This is a genomic window from Ruegeria sp. YKSF57 (assembly GCF_059612585.1).
This window is the reverse complement of the sequence record NZ_JBXWQW010000066.1, coordinates 1-17450: the sequence shown is the minus strand read 5'-3', so window position 1 is coordinate 17450 and position 17450 is coordinate 1. Positions and strand designations below refer to the sequence as shown.

Annotated in this window: 14 protein-coding genes, 1 tRNA gene and 1 pseudogene; 8 read left to right on the top strand and 8 right to left on the bottom strand. The window is 55.4% G+C overall.

What is annotated here, in order from left to right:
- The 5 genes and pseudogenes from AC2FLX_RS20060 to AC2FLX_RS20040 all read right to left on the bottom strand — a co-directional run.
- A pseudogene (locus tag AC2FLX_RS20060) lies at positions 1-581 on the bottom strand (reductive dehalogenase); the annotation flags it as partial.
- Between the two features lie 103 nt (positions 582-684).
- Positions 685-754: transfer RNA gene (locus tag AC2FLX_RS20055), tRNA-Ser, on the bottom strand.
- 624 nt (positions 755-1378) lie between these two features.
- Positions 1379-2800: a DUF2779 domain-containing protein gene (locus AC2FLX_RS20050; protein WP_496810200.1), complete on the bottom strand. Its 1422-nt coding sequence runs from the start codon at positions 2798-2800 to the stop codon at positions 1379-1381.
- A gap of 90 nt (positions 2801-2890) precedes the next feature.
- Positions 2891-3946 (bottom strand): CHC2 zinc finger domain-containing protein, encoded by a 1056-nt coding sequence (locus tag AC2FLX_RS20045; protein ID WP_496810201.1) that lies wholly within the window; start codon positions 3944-3946, stop codon positions 2891-2893.
- Positions 3947-4156: 210 nt separating this feature from the next.
- Entirely contained in the window at positions 4157-5311 is a 1155-nt protein-coding gene (locus AC2FLX_RS20040; RefSeq protein ID WP_496810202.1) for a hypothetical protein, read from the bottom strand.
- Positions 5312-5595: 284 nt separating this feature from the next.
- Between AC2FLX_RS20040 and AC2FLX_RS20035 the strand changes: the two genes are divergently transcribed.
- Entirely contained in the window at positions 5596-6831 is a 1236-nt protein-coding gene (locus AC2FLX_RS20035; protein WP_496810203.1) for a type IV secretory system conjugative DNA transfer family protein, read from the top strand.
- Between the two features lie 114 nt (positions 6832-6945).
- On the opposite strand, the gene AC2FLX_RS20030 is transcribed toward AC2FLX_RS20035, so the two are convergent.
- The 3 genes from AC2FLX_RS20030 to AC2FLX_RS20020 all read right to left on the bottom strand — a co-directional run bounded on the left by AC2FLX_RS20030 (position 6946) and on the right by AC2FLX_RS20020 (position 12093).
- On the bottom strand, positions 6946-10332 hold the full coding sequence (locus tag AC2FLX_RS20030) for a DEAD/DEAH box helicase (RefSeq protein WP_496810204.1): 3387 nt from the start codon (positions 10330-10332) through the stop codon (positions 6946-6948).
- Entirely contained in the window at positions 10277-11089 is an 813-nt protein-coding gene (locus tag AC2FLX_RS20025; RefSeq protein WP_496810205.1) for a hypothetical protein, read from the bottom strand. The genes AC2FLX_RS20030 and AC2FLX_RS20025 overlap by 56 nt, the downstream gene beginning before the upstream one ends.
- A 449-nt stretch (positions 11090-11538) precedes the next feature.
- Positions 11539-12093: a TetR/AcrR family transcriptional regulator gene (locus AC2FLX_RS20020; protein ID WP_496810206.1), complete on the bottom strand. Its 555-nt coding sequence runs from the start codon at positions 12091-12093 to the stop codon at positions 11539-11541.
- A 278-nt stretch (positions 12094-12371) separates the two neighbouring features.
- On the opposite strand from AC2FLX_RS20020, the gene AC2FLX_RS20015 reads away from it, so the two are divergent.
- The 7 genes from AC2FLX_RS20015 to AC2FLX_RS19985 all read left to right on the top strand — a co-directional run.
- Complete coding sequence (locus AC2FLX_RS20015) at positions 12372-12968, top strand: pyridoxamine 5'-phosphate oxidase family protein (RefSeq protein WP_496810207.1); 597 nt, start codon at positions 12372-12374, stop codon at positions 12966-12968.
- 59 nt (positions 12969-13027) lie between these two features.
- Positions 13028-13990 carry an alpha/beta fold hydrolase gene (locus AC2FLX_RS20010; protein ID WP_496810208.1) on the top strand — a complete coding sequence of 321 codons (963 nt, stop codon included), beginning with the start codon at positions 13028-13030 and terminating at the stop codon, positions 13988-13990.
- 57 nt (positions 13991-14047) lie between these two features.
- Complete coding sequence (locus AC2FLX_RS20005) at positions 14048-14899, top strand: PhzF family phenazine biosynthesis protein (protein WP_496810209.1); 852 nt, start codon at positions 14048-14050, stop codon at positions 14897-14899.
- A gap of 28 nt (positions 14900-14927) precedes the next feature.
- Positions 14928-16022, top strand: a complete 1095-nt coding sequence (locus AC2FLX_RS20000; RefSeq protein WP_496810210.1) for an AraC family transcriptional regulator — start codon at positions 14928-14930, stop codon at positions 16020-16022.
- Between the two features lie 89 nt (positions 16023-16111).
- A complete protein-coding gene (locus AC2FLX_RS19995) occupies positions 16112-16372 on the top strand; it encodes a hypothetical protein (RefSeq protein ID WP_496810211.1) in 261 nt (86 codons plus the stop codon).
- Between the two features lie 35 nt (positions 16373-16407).
- On the top strand, positions 16408-16872 hold the full coding sequence (locus AC2FLX_RS19990) for a nuclear transport factor 2 family protein (protein WP_496810212.1): 465 nt from the start codon (positions 16408-16410) through the stop codon (positions 16870-16872).
- Positions 16873-17048: 176 nt separating this feature from the next.
- Positions 17049-17450: isochorismatase family protein (locus AC2FLX_RS19985; RefSeq protein ID WP_496875512.1), on the top strand; the 402-nt coding region annotated here is incomplete at its 3' end.

Sequence of the window (17450 nt, the reverse complement as noted above, 5' to 3'; positions counted from 1 at the left end):
AGCGCCGATGGATAGGTGGCGACCAGGTCCCGGTCCATCTGATGGCCCAGGACGATCACGCTGGTAAGCCCTTCGGGCAAGGTGTTCTCGGCCTCGGAGAAATCGCGCACATCGACACGCGACGAATATAGCCAGCGCTCATCCATATCGGTGATGCCCGCCAGATCGGCGCCGAAAAACCGCGCGATCCGTTTGATTTCGGCGCTCATCTGCGCCGGATCGTCAATTTCGATCTGCGCTTCGGCCACAGGAGTGTCATAGGCGATCGGGGCCTGAAATCCCTCGCGGCGGCCGTCCTCGGCGCTGCGGTTGCTGATGATATCCGAGACCAGCCAGCTTGCGTTGCGCAGCGCGAAATCCTTTTGCCGGAATCCGTCACCCTTGCGATAGGCGGCCTTCATCCGATAGCTGGCAAAGAACCCGTCCGTCTGCTTGCTGCGCACGGTATCGTCCCAGAAAGCGCGGGTGAACATGTCGTTGATCTGCGAAAACGGCTCGAACGCGTCCGTGGTCTCGATCCCCGCCGCTGCGTCGCTTTCGCCATACCGCTCGCGCCATTCCCGGCGTTTTTCGTCGTCAATTCCCGAATTCGATGGCCAAGCCACGCTCTACTCCGCCTTTTGCGTTCATCCGGCCACTCAACCATTTGAAGGGCAGGAATTGCAAGTTCTGCTAGATGGGAAATGGCGACCCCGGCAGGATTCGAACCTGCAACCTGCCCCTTAGGAGGGGGATTTCCGTTTCATATATACCCCTGATTAAAAACGATTGATTTTTGACAGAAGCCAACAGTGTGTAACGAAGTGTGTAAAATCACAGCTGGTTTTGACATTCAAAAAGGCTTGCTCCCAGAAGCTGGTCGCCAACCAGAACTAGGGTACATGATACATATACCCTAACAAGTACCCCCATAATTTTCGGCTATCGCGTTGAAAATTGGGGATACATTTGCCCCCGATTGTCGCGCGTTTACACCGCGACCCAATGTCTGCTTCTTGCCTTCGGAAACTCCGGCTGCGGTCTAACGCCAGCGCACCAGAGCAGCCATTGGGTCGCGGTGACACGAAACCGCATCCAAGCCCGCCACACGTCGCATACGCGACGGGCGGACTTGGGCGTTTTCGGCCCCGTCGACAATCGGGGGCGAACGAGTTCAAAAGGCCGCAAGGGGGTACCCCCCGCCTTTTGAACCTCGCCACCTTCGTATCCTCAGGAGGCGAGACCGGGGCGCTGCGCTATCGCTTTGCGCCCAGACAGGTTGCCAGTAAGCTCGGGAACCCGAGCCTGGCAACAATGACAAAACGGGTTGGGAAGCCTGAACAGGCTGACCCGTTTTGGGGGAGAACAACTTGTCGGCAAACTGCCGACACGAGCCCATTCAGATACGCTCCATCTCTTCAAAGATGCGCACCATGGCGTAGGTGTCGAGCTTGCAGTACTCCAGCATGTCTGCCCGGAGCCGGTCACGTTCGTCACCACCCGGCATCGCGATGAGCCGCTTCCACGCCTCCATGGCATCCGTGCCATTGGCGACAGCCATACCAGCGTAGTCCAGATCGCTTGCAAGAACCGGCAAGACCTTCTTGATGGATGTCGACCCCCCAAAGGCGATGTCGACATAAGCCGCAGCAAATATGTCTTCGAGGTCGAGTGTCCGGTCAATCAGACTGCGCAGGAACTCTGCCTTATCAGGGAACTGCTTTGCCATGGTCTTGTTCTGAGTGTTTTCGAATGAGGCATGCCAGGAGATGACGCTTCCCACCGGCCCGATGTGCTGCTGCATGTGCTCGACCATGGCACGCGGCAAAGCCGCCTCATCGGCCAGGTATTCGACATGCACCAATTCGGTGTCATCCGGCGTGCGTTTAATGTGCAGCGAGTATTGAAACGGGATCGGCGCTTGCGGGCGCGCGCCGTCCACAAGCGGGATGGCCGAGGCGTAGGTTTCATAGTCGAGAAAGTAGAGCGGATACTCCGCCTGGCTGAACCAGCGCGCCAATGCGCCCTGGTCGATCATCGGTTCTTTCAGCTGGGCGGAGCGCAGGACATGCGCCTGCTTGTCGGTGACTTCATCGAGGCCGATCTCGTCCAGATCGAAGCGCCCTTCGCTGGCGAAGGTCTCCAGCTTGGATCTTGAGATGCGCGGCAGATTGTAAATGGATGGTTTGGGGATGTCTGGGTTGAAATACTCGAAGCTGTCGCAATGATTGGCCTTGCTCAGTTTCAGGCAGGAGCAGGAGGATTCGTCGATCCGGGCTGTTGCTAGCAGGCCAATAGCCTGATCGATTTCGCCGCGCGTCTCAGCCTCGATCTCGCGCACGTCGGACGTAACCTTGGCAAAGGTCAAAAGCGCCTCGGGGTCAATCTCGCCATCGCGGACATACTCGCCATTCAAATGGACGATGAAGACATCGCGCACCTGTTGGCCAGCGTCCTCAGCTGCGATCATCTGAAAGCAGGCATCCTTGATCTGATTGTGCTTTGCGTCGGTCTTTACCTTGGTCGAGGATTTGATCTCATAGAGATTGACTGAGCCGTCCTCATTCGTCCGAACCATATCGGCTTTGGCGTAGAGACCCCGATCTGTCTGGAAAACCGCCTGAAAGGAAAAGCGCGCGGCATCTTCACCAGCCTCGATCAGCTGGCGGACATAGGCCTCCACCTCATAGCCCTCGGCGGCGAGCTTTTTGGCGTAGTCGGAAAATTCGCCATGCGGGTAGGCATCAGGACTGTGCTTCAAAAGCCAAAGCGATTTTGGGCAATGCAGGTATTGGATGAAATCTGTTTTTGAAATTTGCATGGGTAACTCAGAATTGGAACTACTTGAATTGTAACGCAGGTGACCTCCGAGCCAAAGAAAAAGGGCTTGGAAATTTCCAAGCCCTTTGGGTCAGTATATCGGCAGGCCATCGATCAGCGCCTCGTCCATCGTGTCCGGCTTGACGCCTTCCTCTAGGACGATTGTTCGAACGAACAACCGCTTTGCCAAAATTGGCAAAGCTTGTTCCACACCTGCGCGACCGCCGTCGTCGCCATCAAAGATCAGGATGCAGTTTTTGACGCCAGCATCCACCAGCAGATCGGCTTGCACCTCAGAGAGGCTCGCGCCGAAACAGGAGACGACCGGCACGCCAGCGGCGTGCAACCGCAGGACTGACCAGAAGCCTTCGACGATCACGACCGTCTCGGGCGCACCATCAGCCAACACGCGGTGCAGGTTGAACAGCACGCGCGCCTTTTCGAACCCTTTGGGGAGTTTGTAGCGCGGCGTGTCCTTGGGCAGTTTATCCTCCACCCAGCGACCGGAATAGGCGATCAGCTCCCCATCCTCATTGTGGATGGGGAAGCACAGCCGCCCCTGCATCGAGCCGCGTTTCGCGACGCCAAGGCCGAAGGTTTTGATCTGCGCCTTGGTCAGTCCTCGCTCTTCGAGATAGGGATGCGTTGCATCCAATTGTAACTCGAAGGTCAGCGGTTTGTTGGCGGGTTCGTCTTGCGCCTCGGTTGGCGCATATGGCTGATCATCGCCCTGGGGGGCAGGCTCCTCCTTCTCAACCCGTTTCGCGCCCTTGGGCGCGCGCGGCGATTTGGCGGGCTTCGCCTTGGCTTTGGGCTGATTGCCCGATTTGGCGTCTTGCGAACCACCATCGATGCCAAACACCTCAACCGCCGCCAACGCCGCCTTGCGCAGTTCTTTGGGCACGTCAGGGTCATAGCCTTCCATGCGCGCAAAGAAGTCGAGCACGTTGCCCTTGGCCTTGCATGACCAGCACTGAAACACCTTCTTCGAAAGGTTCACCCCGCAAGACGGGTTGCTGTCGTCATGGAACGGGCAATGGATCTTCGCCTGATCCTGGCCGTTCGCCTTGGTCTGAAACCCAAAATGCGCCAACACCTCGGCGAAGTCCAAGTTCTCTCGTACGGTTTGAAAATTTACCCATGTCATAATCATTTGCTCCATCTGTTGAAGGGGCGCTTGATTATACCATGCGGAGTAGCAGGATGCGGGGAACCGACGGCTGTAGGCTTGGCAATGCTCAAACCTGCGGAAAATCAGTTTTCATATAAAAAATTGATCTGTCCTCTGAGGTGTGGAAATAGAGGCTCTTCGTCATCCTTCCTGTAAAATTTGGGTAGGAAAAAATCTGACTAGTAATCATCCTCGCGAGTTCATTTTAGCCTGTTTCTCCGCAAGTCGCCGCCACTCAGGAAACCCAAATTTTCGATTGGCATTGACGACGTAGCTCAATGGAGCGTTTTGCCTTGTCGATTGGCTGTTGTGAAGCGCGACACCACCAGCGACTAGTGCGCCAGTTGCCCCCAAAGCAATTAGAGGATTCGTCCCGAACAGTTCAGCAATTGCCGCCGCAGAGTCTGGGATTGCTGGCAATGCAAGAGCTCCTGCTGCGATATATGGTATGGAGCTTTTCTCGAGTGATCGACGGTAATCTCTAATTTCTGGTTCGACACGAAGTTTAAATAGCCTTTCCACTTCTGTGGCCGTGGGATTAAGAGACAACCCGCGCTGGAGCTCCTCAAGCCATCCTGTCAGGTGGAGGAGTTGGTCTCGGTGTTTCCTGCGGAAATCAAGTATCTTCACGATACTGACATCTTTGTCGATCAAAGTATTTTCGACCAACAGCTCGATAAGAAAGTGTTCACGCCCGTTTTCTGCTGCTGAGAGGCCATACTTTGGAAAGTAGCCTCGACGAGTATATACCTCACTAAAAGAACCTGGAAAATCTGATTGACTTGTCCGAATCCTTTCTTGGGGGAGGCGAAAAGATGAATAGCTTGTAACAGGTTGAGATCGCGTGTCCCTTCCAACCTCTCGAGCAAGTAACGCCATATATGCGAATATGGTCTTCACCTCTGCAAGTATAGGCGAAAGGTTTTGATTCCCCATTTCTTGCAGTGCTTTAGATGAACCAAAGTTTGCGGTGCTTTCGATGAGCTTTTCTCGCAAGCTCTCCGACATTTTCTCAGGATAGATGTTTCCGTAGCGGTCAAGCTCGTCTGCTTGTTTCATATGGGCAGGGCTAATCAGTGTTTCTTTACGGTAGAAGTCCAAATTGCGGAGCAGCTCGTCTGACGCAGCTTCAATGGCATTCGGAAAATTTTGAACGCGCAGTGGTTCAAGAACCCGCGCCTGCAAGCACTCTTTTAGGTCATCATTCACATATGGTTCGGGGTCGCCAGTCGGGACGATTGTCTTGACGACACCCCAATATAAAATAGCCGACCTTAGCCAAGCGGGATCATTGATTTCTATGTGTGGGAAATAAATTGCTTCTGTAAAACGATGCATCATAAATCCTTCCAAATCATACAACTCCAAAACGAGGCTAGGGCTTGGTTGGCCCTGTGTCACTTACGAAAATTTCTTCCAACGCCGCGCAAATGACCCGGCTGGCCTCGGCTCCAACGATAACGTTGAAACGATTAAGTGGAGCAAGCACTTCGCTCTGTAGGCCTGTTCCTGATCGTCGATGTGCTACAATAGCCCCCTGACATCTCGAAACCAGCGCAGGCTATCTGCGGGTGCAGTTCACCGATAACCCGTCATCCGTACGAACCCTGCGCTGTTTTCGGCATATGAGCAGGGAAAGCAACAAACTCTATTTGGGCTATCGGGCATCGTCGGTGGACGGGGAGCTTTTGGCGCTGTCTCAGGAAGACCGCCGCCGCCATGTCTATGTCATCGGGCAAACGGGATCGGGGAAGACGACCTTTCTCAAGGCCTGCATCCTGCAGGACATTCTGACAGGGCGCGGCATTGCGCTGATCGACCCACATGGCGATCTGGCCGAGGAGATCATCGACAGCATCCCGCGCCGCCGCACCCGCGATGTGCTTTATTTCAACCCGTCGGATGTGGACTATCCCATCGGCTTCAACCCGCTTGGACATGTTCCGCCTGAGATGCGCGCCGTCGCGGTGTCGAACATCGTCGCTGCCCTGCGGTCGATCTGGCGCGACAGTTGGGGCCCACGGATGGAGCATATCTTGGCCAACACGCTCGCCGCATTGATCGAGGCTCCGCAGGGCAGGCCGCAAACGCTCATGTCCATCCCCAAGATGCTAACCGACCCGAAGTTCCGCAAATCGGTGCTGAAACATGTGCGCGATCCGGTGGTGCTGGAGTTCTGGCAGGTGGAATTTGCTGGCTACGACCCGCGCTTTCGGAATGAGGTCATCGCGCCGGTGCTGAATAAGGTGGGCGCGTTCATGCGCTCACCGATCATGCGCAACATCCTGGGGCAGACGAAGAAGAACTTTGATCTGCGCTTCATGATGGACAACCGCAAAATTCTGGTGGTGAACCTGAGCAAGGGGCAGTTAGGGGAAGACATGGCGAACCTCTTGGGCTCGCTTTTGACCACGTCCATCTATCAGGCCGCAATGGCGCGGGCGACGGTGGCGGAGGAAGAGCGAGAGGATTTTCACCTCTACATCGACGAGTTTCAGAATTTCACGACGGACGCGTTTGATGCGATTGTATCTGAGGCGCGGAAATATCGGCTGTCGCTGACGGTGGCGCATCAGTACCTGGATCAGCTGCCCGTGGGGATCAAACAGGCGATCCTGGGGAACGTCGGGACGATGATGTTGTTTGCCTTGTCGGGGAAAGATGCTGAGGAACTGGCGGTCGAGATGCACCCGCATACAGCGGCGAGTTTGCGGGCAACGGGGCGTGGGGAAGCGCTGGCTTTGGCCTTGTCAGGCGGGGAGCGGCGGGCGCCGGAGAATGTGCGGGTTCCGCATGGTGGTATGAAGAGCGGTTCGATGCATCGCGTGAAGAGAACCTCTCGAGTTAAGTTCGGAAGGTAGGGCGGAAAGCGGAAGTTTGCGGCATGCGCGAAAAGAAACCACCATCAGCGCGAAAGCGGACATCCCATAGAACCAGTCAGAACTGCGCAAGATTTGTTATCGCTTGGTAGAAGCTCACATGTCCTTGATTGCGATTGCCACTTCAACCCTTCCAATTGTTGACCCCAAAGAATCCGTAGGCGTCATTGGCGTAACAAACTCTTGGATTTCCATGAACTCGCGGTGAATTCTTCTGCGAATAGTCTGACCGTCACGTTTTATCTCGAGGGCAAGTTTTTCAACCATATCGTACCCTTGGCGAACGCATATCCCCAACGTTTCCATTCCAACAGGGGAGCTGGTGTCGCCTCCTTGGGCAACCTTCATTGATTTGAAGACGAGGTTTGGAAGCCCGTAAATGTACGCCAGCTCGGGGACAATTCGCAGGACGAACTCGCGAGCTTTTTCACAGGTTTTAACAAGGTGAGGTGGAGTTCCGTATTTGATTTCAAGCTCCGACAGTGGGGCTCCCTTGACCCACAAAGAGAGAAGTGGGCGTAGTTTTTGAACTGCTAACTCCGCCCTCTTGTCCAATGACGAGGTTCGTTTGAATTGCGTACCCATGAAGTTTTCGAGCGTCTCCGATCTAACAAGATTTAGGAGATGGTGTGGATTGTTAGCCAACCAGTCGGAAATCCACTCGAACCATTCGGACGTTGATGCTTCAAATCTCAAATCCACGTTCAGTTTTTCTGCAAGCTGGCTGACGATTTCAATGGGGATGCCGGCAGAAGCGGCGAGTTGCTCTTTCCAATTTTCTTCCCGCTCTCTATCCTCTCTTGCGGATCGCAGAGAGTTTATTCGCTCAGAAATCCATTGATCCTCCTTGCGCTTTCTAGCTTGAAACGCTGCAAGCGATCTGTTCAGCAAGACTCCAACACCTTCTGTCTCTTCAAGCGCGGGATCAACGCTGAATTGAAGCCTACCCAAAAGGTATTCAGACATTGGCGTGTCGGCTGCTGAATGAGCATGAATGTGATCAAGGATTGGCATAAGTGGATCTTCAATGACTACGCATTGGTCACTCTGCGAGAAGATCCCCTGAAGTTCAGTCCAATATTGATGAATAGTGCTGGTTTGGTTGTTAAAGTGCACAACTTTGCTAGGCACCACCAGCACAAATCCATGCGAACGATCACCCGCACGGCCCGCGCGACCCGCCGCATTGAGAAGCTCGTGAGCTTCAAGCTGTTCCATTTTTTCCGCTTCAAGATCGAACCTGCTATCACCCCCAATCAACACAATATCACTAGGCAGGTTCATTCCTTGAGACAAAGTCGATGTCGCTATCATAACGTTGACGCCATCCGGGCGTTTAAAAATGGATTCGTGTAAACGTCGCTCTAGTGGGAGGAGGTGGCCGTGGTGGCAAACGCTCGAATTGGCGGGATGGTCATCGTCCTTAGTAATTTGCAGATATGTATGGACAGCTCCGCCAACCTCTTCTTCCACAAGCGATAACAGTTGTTGCTCGTCTGCAGTTAAGCTCAGAGTGTCGGCCTTGAGACGTTTACTAACCGATTTGTCTGTCGAGATTGAGTTAGGGATGGTTTGTACAAAAACAATTGTTTTTAGGCCTCTTTTTGCGCTCGCTTCAGCCAAATCCGCAGAGACTTGAAGACCGTTGGGTGTGAGATACCACCGGTAGTCTTTGTTTTCCGCAAGGTCAGGATTATCCGCGAGCTCTTCGGGAAGAATTTTTCCCGTCCCGAGCGTGATAGTTTCTTCGAGTAAAGGTATGAGTGAATAGTCACTCCTGTTTGTCGATTGCCACGTTTGGTGTAGGCAAAAGAAGCCGAATGGTTCCGCTACCATCTGCCGTTGAACGGCTGCCGGTACCCCCTTTGTTTCTGAGCTTTCTCTTGCAGCTTTGAGAGTGGCTTTTAGTGAGGTAATCTCGTCTTGACCGTAAACAACACAACCCCTCACTTGTCTCGTTGGCTTCCACAGGAGGTCCAGCGGGATGCACTTTCGCCCAGTTAGGTCGCCCAGCCAGGCGGCTATTTCCGACGTGTTTTGCATCATCGCAGATAAAAAAAGAAAGTCAGTTTCTGGCGCTAGATTCCTTAGGTTGAGAATACACAACATTGCGTCAACCGAGCGCCGACTCTTTTCTTTCTCTCTGGGATGAAGCAGGTGGCATTCGTCGAATACGACCAAGCCAACCTCGGAGAAAAGCTCGGGCCGGAAGTTTAGAAGGGCTAGGCAACGCTCCGGCGTTAAAACTGAAATTGGATCAAGCGATTTCAGGTCAGCATCAAATGAAAAATCCAGTGCCTGCTCGCGGAAAATTTCCTGATCTGGGAATGATGCCTCAAGCGCTCTCGAAGTTTGATCAACTAATGCAAGCGTGGGGGCGAGAAAAATAGTCTGCTTGTTGCGTATCAATGCTGTAGCTATTTTAAGCTCCGACAAAGTGGATTTGCCTGCTCCAGTCGGAAAGCTAATCGCAGACGACACACCTGCCTCCAAGTAACCTTCGTCTACCGCCTTTCTATGGTTAGGCCAAAGGAATGGGCGATCTTTGGCTATTCTCCTCAGCAGTTTGTTCCATTTGTTTGGTTCGATACCCCCCGGCGCGTCGACGTTGAGTAGTGCCGAACTAACGAGGTCTCTATGCGCACAAGAAAGAAGAGACGCCAAATGTAGGGGGCCCGAAAGTACCGAGCTTTGTCTTCGCAAGGGAGCTTCAAGACCGATGTCGATTTGCTCAGAGCATAGCTCAATAACTCGTTCAATTTGAATTTCTGGCAATTCTTCAATTGAGCCCGAAGTATCGACTTGCAGAATCTGAGTTGCAATCGCGCGTACGCATTCGAATAGGTTGTAATAGAGCACTCGTGCGGCTGCATCCTCAGAGAAATCCAGTTCAGCTAGCGCTTCATACGGAGGGGCAATCGCCAACACGGTGCTCAAATCCCCTAAACACAGGCTGGAGATTGACTGAAGTAAAGCGATCTCGATTTGCCCTTCTTGCGGCATTACAAACCGTTTGGTCATTTCTGCAGCATCTGCAGTTGCCTCAGCGGCTAAGAACAAGAGTGCTGCTGACACTTCGGGCGAGATGAGATGGCTGGTGAGGTTGGTTGGGCCCGCTTTCCCCTCAATAGCCTGCCGATAGAGAACACGGGCGTGGTGAGCTGACCCCGCAACAAACGCAGCAGATTTTCTATTTGCGCGATCACGAACGGTGGCGACGAGCGCTTCCTGTGTTGCAGCTAGTCGACCAAGGTAGTCAATATTCGACTGAAGCTCCTTGAGATCAGGCTCTGTGTCACCGATTTCTTTCAGGCGAATTCTAGCAGCCACGATTTGTGCATAGGTTTCAGTCAGGCGCTTTGGAACATCCGCTTTATCTAGGCCCTCCAAGTCCGGTGCGTCGGACATCAATTGGATAGTAACTGGATCAAACACTTGCTCTAACCTTTTCGATCTCATCTCTTGCCAATTCAGCGAGATCATCGAGCCACTTGCGTAAGTCTTTGAGGTGAAGTGTCTCGGCTCGTCGGCGATCAGGGCCTCCCTTGACCGCATCATCGTAGCCTTTGAACAAGCGCTTCCTACCGGCTTCAGTCGAGTGAGTATCTCCGACCGTGATACTTACTCGGTAGCCACGAGTTTCGTGCCAGATGATGTTTTTGATAGCTTCATCAACATCGATGTCGGCTACCGTTTGTAGAAGCGAAGCCACTTTGTCAGTTAGAAGAGGTTGTCTGTTACCCATCTCGATGTCGCGAAACTCATCCCAAACCGCTACGCCCTTCCCTTTTGAATCTTTTTTTGTGGCGATGAATTTTCTAGGATTTTCCGTCGCCTTGTCTTCGAAAATTACGACGGATTGTACTGCTCCATGATCGTGATCGACCACGAGCTTTAGGCCATCAAACCCCTTTGCAGCATGTTGCATGTGAGGCGAGTCGTAGATGCCATGAGGGTCTTGTTTTATCGCGGCAATGTACGACATGGTTTGGAAAAGCCACCCGTCTCGGTGGCTAGGATCGGCACCCTCAACAGTCAACAGGTCAATCGCTCCATCGACGCTGCTGATAGCTGAAGTAGGTAGAGGAACAGGTGCGTTTTCCAGAATCTTCTTTATGTGTCGCGAGTAACCTAAAGCCACTCGGGCCACTTGTTCAGCTAAGACCTGCTTGTCCTCAATCGTCCAAGTTGTGCCACTGCACAAGCTGCCGCTGGTAAATGGCGTTACTGAAATGGTCATTTTGTATGTTTTTCAACTGACTGGCGACATGTAAAGATAAAGTTGAGGGCTCGACCGCAAAACTCGAAATACAACTGCTTGTTGTGAGGGTGCTGAAGGACAAGGTCGGAAAGGTCCGCTGAGCCGACACTCGCCGCATTGAAAATGCTGCACGGGGCATGAATGACCGCTTCGACGGGCCACAACGCAGCATCGCATGGGCATAGTGAACGGCAGCTATGGGCCGCAACCTCCACCGCCGAACCAAACAGGATGACGGGTCATATCGCCTGCAATGCGGGAGCTGTATCGCGGCGTCAGAACGAATGGTTGAAGGCAATCTCGGCCGCATCCGGAGAGTCAGGCGATCACGCAAAAAGTGATGTCCTGACCACTGGACGGCCTGTTGGCAAGCCCAATCGGCCTCGCAGAGCCCGATCTGACGTTTCGGGCTGTTGAGTTGAAGGCGGTCATGACGTCAACAAAAGGGTTGCTACAGATTTGGCTTCGCGTGCAGATTCTGCCGAATGTGACATTGCCGCGATGATTATGGCTCCCTCTTTTAGCAAAAGAAGCTGCCTTGCCAGCACATGAGGATCTTCCGCTTTCGCCTGCGTCGCCAGAGCTTCGAAATGGTCCACCAGCAGGCGTTTGTGCGCGTATGACTGCACGTTGATTGCGTCATTGGGGTTCTGATATTCTGCGCTCGCCTTGATGAACATGCAGCCCTTGAAGCCATCTTCATGGAACCACTCCTCAAGCGCGTCAAACATGGCCAGAAGTTGCCCCTGAGGGGTGTCAGCGATTTCCTCCATCCGCCGGAACAGCCAGTTCCGGAAATTCTCATCCCGCAGACGGAGGACCGCGAGGATCAACTCCTCCTTGGTGCGGAAATGATTGTAGATCGAGGTCTTCGATACCCCGGTTTCCTTGGCAACCAGATCCATGCCGGTGGCGTGAAACCCGTTTCGGTAGAACAGCAGAAGCGCTTTTCGAATCAACTCTGCGCGCTTGTTTTGGCTCATTTCGACACCTTACATTGACTGATTTGTCAATATATCCCGATCGACGTGCGGTCAAGAATATACATATATCTTAGCAGCTTATCTTAGTCCAACTTGGTGTGAGTACCAGCGATGATGATGCTTATCACAAAATTTGACTTGATTGAATTAACCGATCGGTTCACTTTAATCTAAACATTAACTGATCGGTTCACCTTGGACTTTCCACGACGAAGCGTCCCAATGCTGCGCCCCGAAGGGGAGCGACAACCGCTCAAGCTTAGATTTGGAGAAACGACATGGCCTATGCCTTTGCCAAGATCGCGTTCACCCCATCCGTCCGAGACCAGCAGACCCGGAACGGCTCAGGCGGTTACGCCGGCTTCCTGTCTGACGACCGGGCAGGGGGCGACACCCTGTCAGAGCGCGAACGGGCATTCATTGAGGAATGCGATGGCTTTTACCAGGCGACCGTTTCAGAGACTGGCTGGCCCTATGTCCAGTTTCGGGGTGGGAAACCTGGTTTTCTGCGGGCCGAAGACGACAATGCGATCACTTATGCCGATCTGCGCGGGAACCGGCAGTACATTAGCCTTGGCAATCTGACTGCCGACAATCGCATTGCCCTGATCATCATGAACTACGCCCGCGCGGAGCGGCTGAAACTCTGGGGTCGTGTGGCGGTTGAGGAGAAACCTGCGAACCCTGACACCGACTGGCCCGATGGCGCAGAAAGACGCATTCGGATCATCGTCGAAGCCTTTGACTGGAACTGTCCCCGACACATCCCCCGCCGCCTGACCGAGAACGAGTTCGGCGACGAGTTGGCCCTGCTGCGCGAAGAGAACCAGCAGCTGCGCAAAAAAATCACCGAAATTCAGGCGCGTTCCGGCTGAGCCGCCTGTTCCCGGCCGTCCGCTGGCGGCTCCCTTCAACCCAGTAGAGGACTGAACCCATGAAAAACACTCTCATCAGCACCACCCTGGCCAGCCTGCTGGCTGGCACCGCCTTCTTCACAACGATCTTGCCCACGAAGCCGGAGGCGGCCGAAAGCCCCTTTGCCGTCGCAATGAAGAAGATGGAGATCGACGGTCTGAACATCGCCTACCGCGAAGCGGGCAATCCTGACAATCCGACGGTCCTGCTGCTGCATGGCTTCCCGACCTCGTCTCATATGTTCCGCGACCTGATCCCGGAACTGGCAAGCGACTATCACGTGATCGCCCCGGATTATCCAGGTTTTGGTGCCTCCGACATGCCGGAGGCGGCGGATTATGACTACAGCTTTGCCAATGCGGCGCAGGTCGTGACGCAGTTGATCGACGCCAAGGGTGTGGACGACTACGCTGTCTATCTGATGGATTACGGTGCGCCCGTCGGCTACCGCATGTTTGCCGAACACCCCGAACGTGTGACCGGGTTCATCATTCAGAACGGCAACGCCTATGAAGAGGGCTTGCGCGAATTCTGGGACCCGATCAAGGCGTATTGGGCCGATCCGTCCACCGAAAACGGGGATGCCCTGCGGGGGTTCCTGACCATGGACGCGACAGTCTGGCAGTTCACCCACGGGGTGGGGGATGTCTCGAAGGTCAGCCCGGACAACTTCTGGCATGTGCAGTATTTGCTGGACCGCCCCGGCAATCAGGAAGTGCAGCTTGAGATGTTCCTCGACTATGGCACCAACGTGGATGAATACGCCAAGTGGCAGGCCCTGTTCCGTGAACATCAGCCGCCCGCGCTGATCGTCTGGGGCAAGAATGACCATATTTTTCCGGCCGAGGGTGCACATCCCTATCTGAAAGATCTGGACGATGTGGAATTCCACTTGCTGGATACCGGCCATTTCGCGCTTGAGGAATTCGGCGAGGTCATCACCGCCGAAATCCACGATTTCCTCCACCGCACACAGAAATAGCGGCTGAACCTGCCCGGCAATGGCCGGGCAGGGCTTCTTGAGACAAGGAACACTACGATGACCGATAATTACATGACACAGGTCTGCCGCATCGCGGCCTTTTCCGAAGCGGACGCCGGTGGAAACCCCGCAGGTGTTCTGGTTGGCGACAGCCTGCCAAGTGACACGGAGATGCAGGCGATTGCAGCTGCCGTTGGGTACTCCGAGACCGCCTTTGCCGCCCCTGAAGAGGATCACTGGCGCGTGCGCTACTTTGCGCCTGAGAGCGAGGTGGATTTTTGTGGCCATGCCACGATCGCCCTTGGGGCTGTTCTGACGGAGCTGAACGGGCCAGGCCAGTATGAACTGCGGATCAACGCAGGCGATATCAGCGTAGCGGGTCGGACGGACGCCGACGGGCGGGCACAGGTCGAACTTTCCTCACCCCCGACGCACAGCGGTCCGGTCGATCCCGCGCTGCTTGACCAGGCGCTGGCCTTGTTTGACCTGCGCAGCGAGGATCTTGACCCTGAGATACCACCAGCCATTGCCAACGCGGGCAACGATCACCTTGTCCTGGTCCTGCGCGCGCGCAGGCGGTTGACAGAGATGGCCTATCATCTGGAAGCAGGTCGGCGGCTCATGGAGCGGCATGGGCTGACCACCATCAACCTGATCTGGGTCGAAACCCCGCAGCGGTTTCATGCCCGCAACGCATTTGCCATCGGCGGCGTTGCAGAAGACCCCGCCACCGGGGCCGCCGCCGCCGCATTTGCGGGATATCTACGCGATCTGGGATGGCCCCATGACGGCAGCATCGACATTGCACAGGGCGTGGACATGGGCATGCCCTCCAGACTGAAAGTTACCATCCCCGACGCGCCCGGATCGCCGGTGCGTGTGGCAGGGTCGTCGCGAAAGATCAGCTAGGCAAACAGACCTGAGGGGGGACATCAGGATGGCAACAGCCACATCAATCTTTGCAACCACATTGGTCCGCGCCGCCGGGCTGAACCTGACGGCAGACGGGAAGGTGGCCGCCGAGGGCAAAACCCTGTTCCACCTGAAAAGCCCAGCCGATGGTCCAATTCCCGATACCACCTACTTCGACCTGATCGAACGGCTCCGCCTGCACACGCAAGACGATCCGGCGCTTGTGTTCAGCTACGCGCGTAAAATCGGGGGGAACGACCTTGGCGCGCTGGGGCTGGCCTTGAAATCTGCGCCAACGTTGAAGGATAGTCTGTTGCGACTTGAGCGCTATTTCCGTCTATTGACCGACACAGCGGTCTATCGGCTGCAGCAAGAGGCTGATCCCACACTCTTTATTCTTGAAGCCCGCACCCCGGATCACCCGGCCTTCAAACTCCGGGATGAATGCGCGCTTGCGGCCGTGGCAGAGAACATCAGGGCCTTTTCCCGGAACAACATCGAACTGGACCACGTCGCCTTCAAACATGACTGCCGCAGTGACCCTGCGCAATTTGAAGCCTTTTTCGGATGCAAGGTCCTGTTCGGGGCCGACCACAGCGCCATTGCATTCGCCCCCGACACCCTCGGCCAGCCAAACAAGTTGGGGGACCGCGGCATCTCCGATTTTCTGACGCAGCACCTTGAGACCGAAATTGCGAGTCTTCCCAATCCGTCTTCGCTTGAGGATGAGGTCAGGCATCACCTGGCATCGCGGCTCAGCGATGGGGTGCCGCAAGCCTCTGACGTGGCCATCGCCATGGGTATGAGCGAACGGACCTTCTACCGCCGCCTTGCGGAGGAGAACCTGTCTTACCGCGAGGTGCTGCGCGACGCCCAGCTGTCCCTGGCGCAGGAATTGCTGAGCGACAGCACCTGCTCCATTGCCGAGGTCGCCTTCCTGACCGGCTTTTCCGAGCAAAGCACCTTCAGCCGCGCATTCAAGCGGTGGGTCGGCGCCGCGCCTGCACAGTTTCGCCAGCACGCGCAGTGGGAGAGCACGGCCCCGCACAAGAATTGGCAGACAGCGCCAAAACCTTGGCAGAGCCGGCCAATACCCGGCGGCATCCAATCCCTAGGTTGAGGGTATCAGCCCCCCGAGGGATGCCGAGGCTCCAAGGTCCGAACAGTCCCCGACCAAGGCGCGGCAACCCTCCAAAAGGAGAAGCAGGAATGACACATCCCGAACGCATCCTTCGCGTCGACTGGCATCCCTCGCCGGACTTGGCCTGTCTCCGCAGCAAGAGCGAAGTCCGTCTTTCGAGATGCCTTCCTGCCTCTCCCCCCTCCTTGGCGCAGCACGCGCGGAAGCTGCGCGATGCCCTGCCACCCGAAAGAAAACTGGCTTTGATGCTGACCCTTGCGGTCTGGACAGTTATCGCTGCTGTCGCCGAAATCATCCGGCTTGCCGCGCCTCTTGTCCCGAATGTGTGAACCGCAATTCAATCCCCCTACCGAAGGAAAGCAAAATGACCCGCCCGCCCTTGCCGCCGTTCACCCGCGAGACCGCGATCCAGAAGGTCCGCATGGCTGAGAACGCCTGGAACTTGAAAGACCCCGAAACGGTGGCCCTTGCCTATACGCCCGACAGTATTTGGCGAAACCGTTCCGACTTTATCACCGGAAGAGCCGAAATTATTGCCTTTCTTACCGACAAATGGTCGCGAGAACTGGATTATCGCCTGATCAAGGAGCTTTGGGCTTTTGCCGAGAACCGCATCGCGGTGCGCTTTGCCTATGAATGGCACGACCATGCTGGCCAGTGGTTCCGGTCCTACGGCAACGAGAACTGGGAATTTGACGAGGACGGCCTGATGAAACGGCGCATCGCCTCCATCAATGATCTGCTCATCGCTGAAAGACAGCGTCTGTTCCACTGGGCAGACAGCACACGACCCCTGGACCACAAGGGTCTGACGGAACTGGGTCTTTAGGTGACCTGAAGACCTCAGAAACTGACGCACCGTCGCGCGTCGGTCCTGCAGGAAAGCGGACAGCCAACGCCCGCAACGCAGCTTCTTCGGCTGCGATCAGGAAAGGTCTGTCCGGTTCCCCGCGCCCCAGCGCAGCGCCCCGAGGGCCTGCACAGCTTCAACAAAGGAGACCTAAGATGAAACATGAACATGACCACAACTGCGGCTGCGGACACACGCCTGAAAGTGTCGATCTTGCCCGCCGCCGTGTGCTGGCCGGCGTTGCCGCAGCCAGCGCCGCTGGTGCCGCATCTGTCATCGGCACCACGGCAGAAGCCGCCACCGATGCTGCCAGGGCGGCCTATGCGGACCCGGAAAACCCCGGGCTGCCACAGATCGACATGACGATTGATCCCGGCCGAACCGCGCTTGTCGTCACCGATCCCCAGATCGACTTCCTTTCCGAGGACGGCGTGACATGGGGTGTCGTTGGCGAGAGCGTCACCGAACAGGGCACCGTCGACAACATCGAACGACTGTTCATCGCGGCCAAGGCGGCGGGCATGCCGGTCTTCATCTCGCCCCACTACTATTACCCG

Excerpts from the sequence above, each read along its gene's own strand:
- AC2FLX_RS20015 (WP_496810207.1), top strand. The coding sequence starts at position 12,372 with ATGGCCTATGCCTTTGCCAAGATCGCGTTCACCCCATCCGTCCGAGAC.
- AC2FLX_RS20045 (WP_496810201.1), bottom strand. The coding sequence starts at position 3,946 with ATGACATGGGTAAATTTTCAAACCGTACGAGAGAACTTGGACTTCGCC.
- AC2FLX_RS20035 (WP_496810203.1), top strand. The coding sequence starts at position 5,596 with ATGAGCAGGGAAAGCAACAAACTCTATTTGGGCTATCGGGCATCGTCG.
- AC2FLX_RS20040 (WP_496810202.1), bottom strand. The coding sequence starts at position 5,311 with ATGATGCATCGTTTTACAGAAGCAATTTATTTCCCACACATAGAAATC.
- AC2FLX_RS20025 (WP_496810205.1), bottom strand. The coding sequence starts at position 11,089 with ATGACCATTTCAGTAACGCCATTTACCAGCGGCAGCTTGTGCAGTGGC.
- AC2FLX_RS20005 (WP_496810209.1), top strand. The coding sequence starts at position 14,048 with ATGACCGATAATTACATGACACAGGTCTGCCGCATCGCGGCCTTTTCC.
- AC2FLX_RS20010 (WP_496810208.1), top strand. The coding sequence starts at position 13,028 with ATGAAAAACACTCTCATCAGCACCACCCTGGCCAGCCTGCTGGCTGGC.
- AC2FLX_RS20050 (WP_496810200.1), bottom strand. The coding sequence starts at position 2,800 with ATGCAAATTTCAAAAACAGATTTCATCCAATACCTGCATTGCCCAAAA.
- AC2FLX_RS19995 (WP_496810211.1), top strand. The coding sequence starts at position 16,112 with ATGACACATCCCGAACGCATCCTTCGCGTCGACTGGCATCCCTCGCCG.
- AC2FLX_RS20030 (WP_496810204.1), bottom strand. The coding sequence starts at position 10,332 with ATGATCTCGCTGAATTGGCAAGAGATGAGATCGAAAAGGTTAGAGCAA.
- AC2FLX_RS19990 (WP_496810212.1), top strand. The coding sequence starts at position 16,408 with ATGACCCGCCCGCCCTTGCCGCCGTTCACCCGCGAGACCGCGATCCAG.
- AC2FLX_RS20000 (WP_496810210.1), top strand. The coding sequence starts at position 14,928 with ATGGCAACAGCCACATCAATCTTTGCAACCACATTGGTCCGCGCCGCC.
- AC2FLX_RS20020 (WP_496810206.1), bottom strand. The coding sequence starts at position 12,093 with ATGAGCCAAAACAAGCGCGCAGAGTTGATTCGAAAAGCGCTTCTGCTG.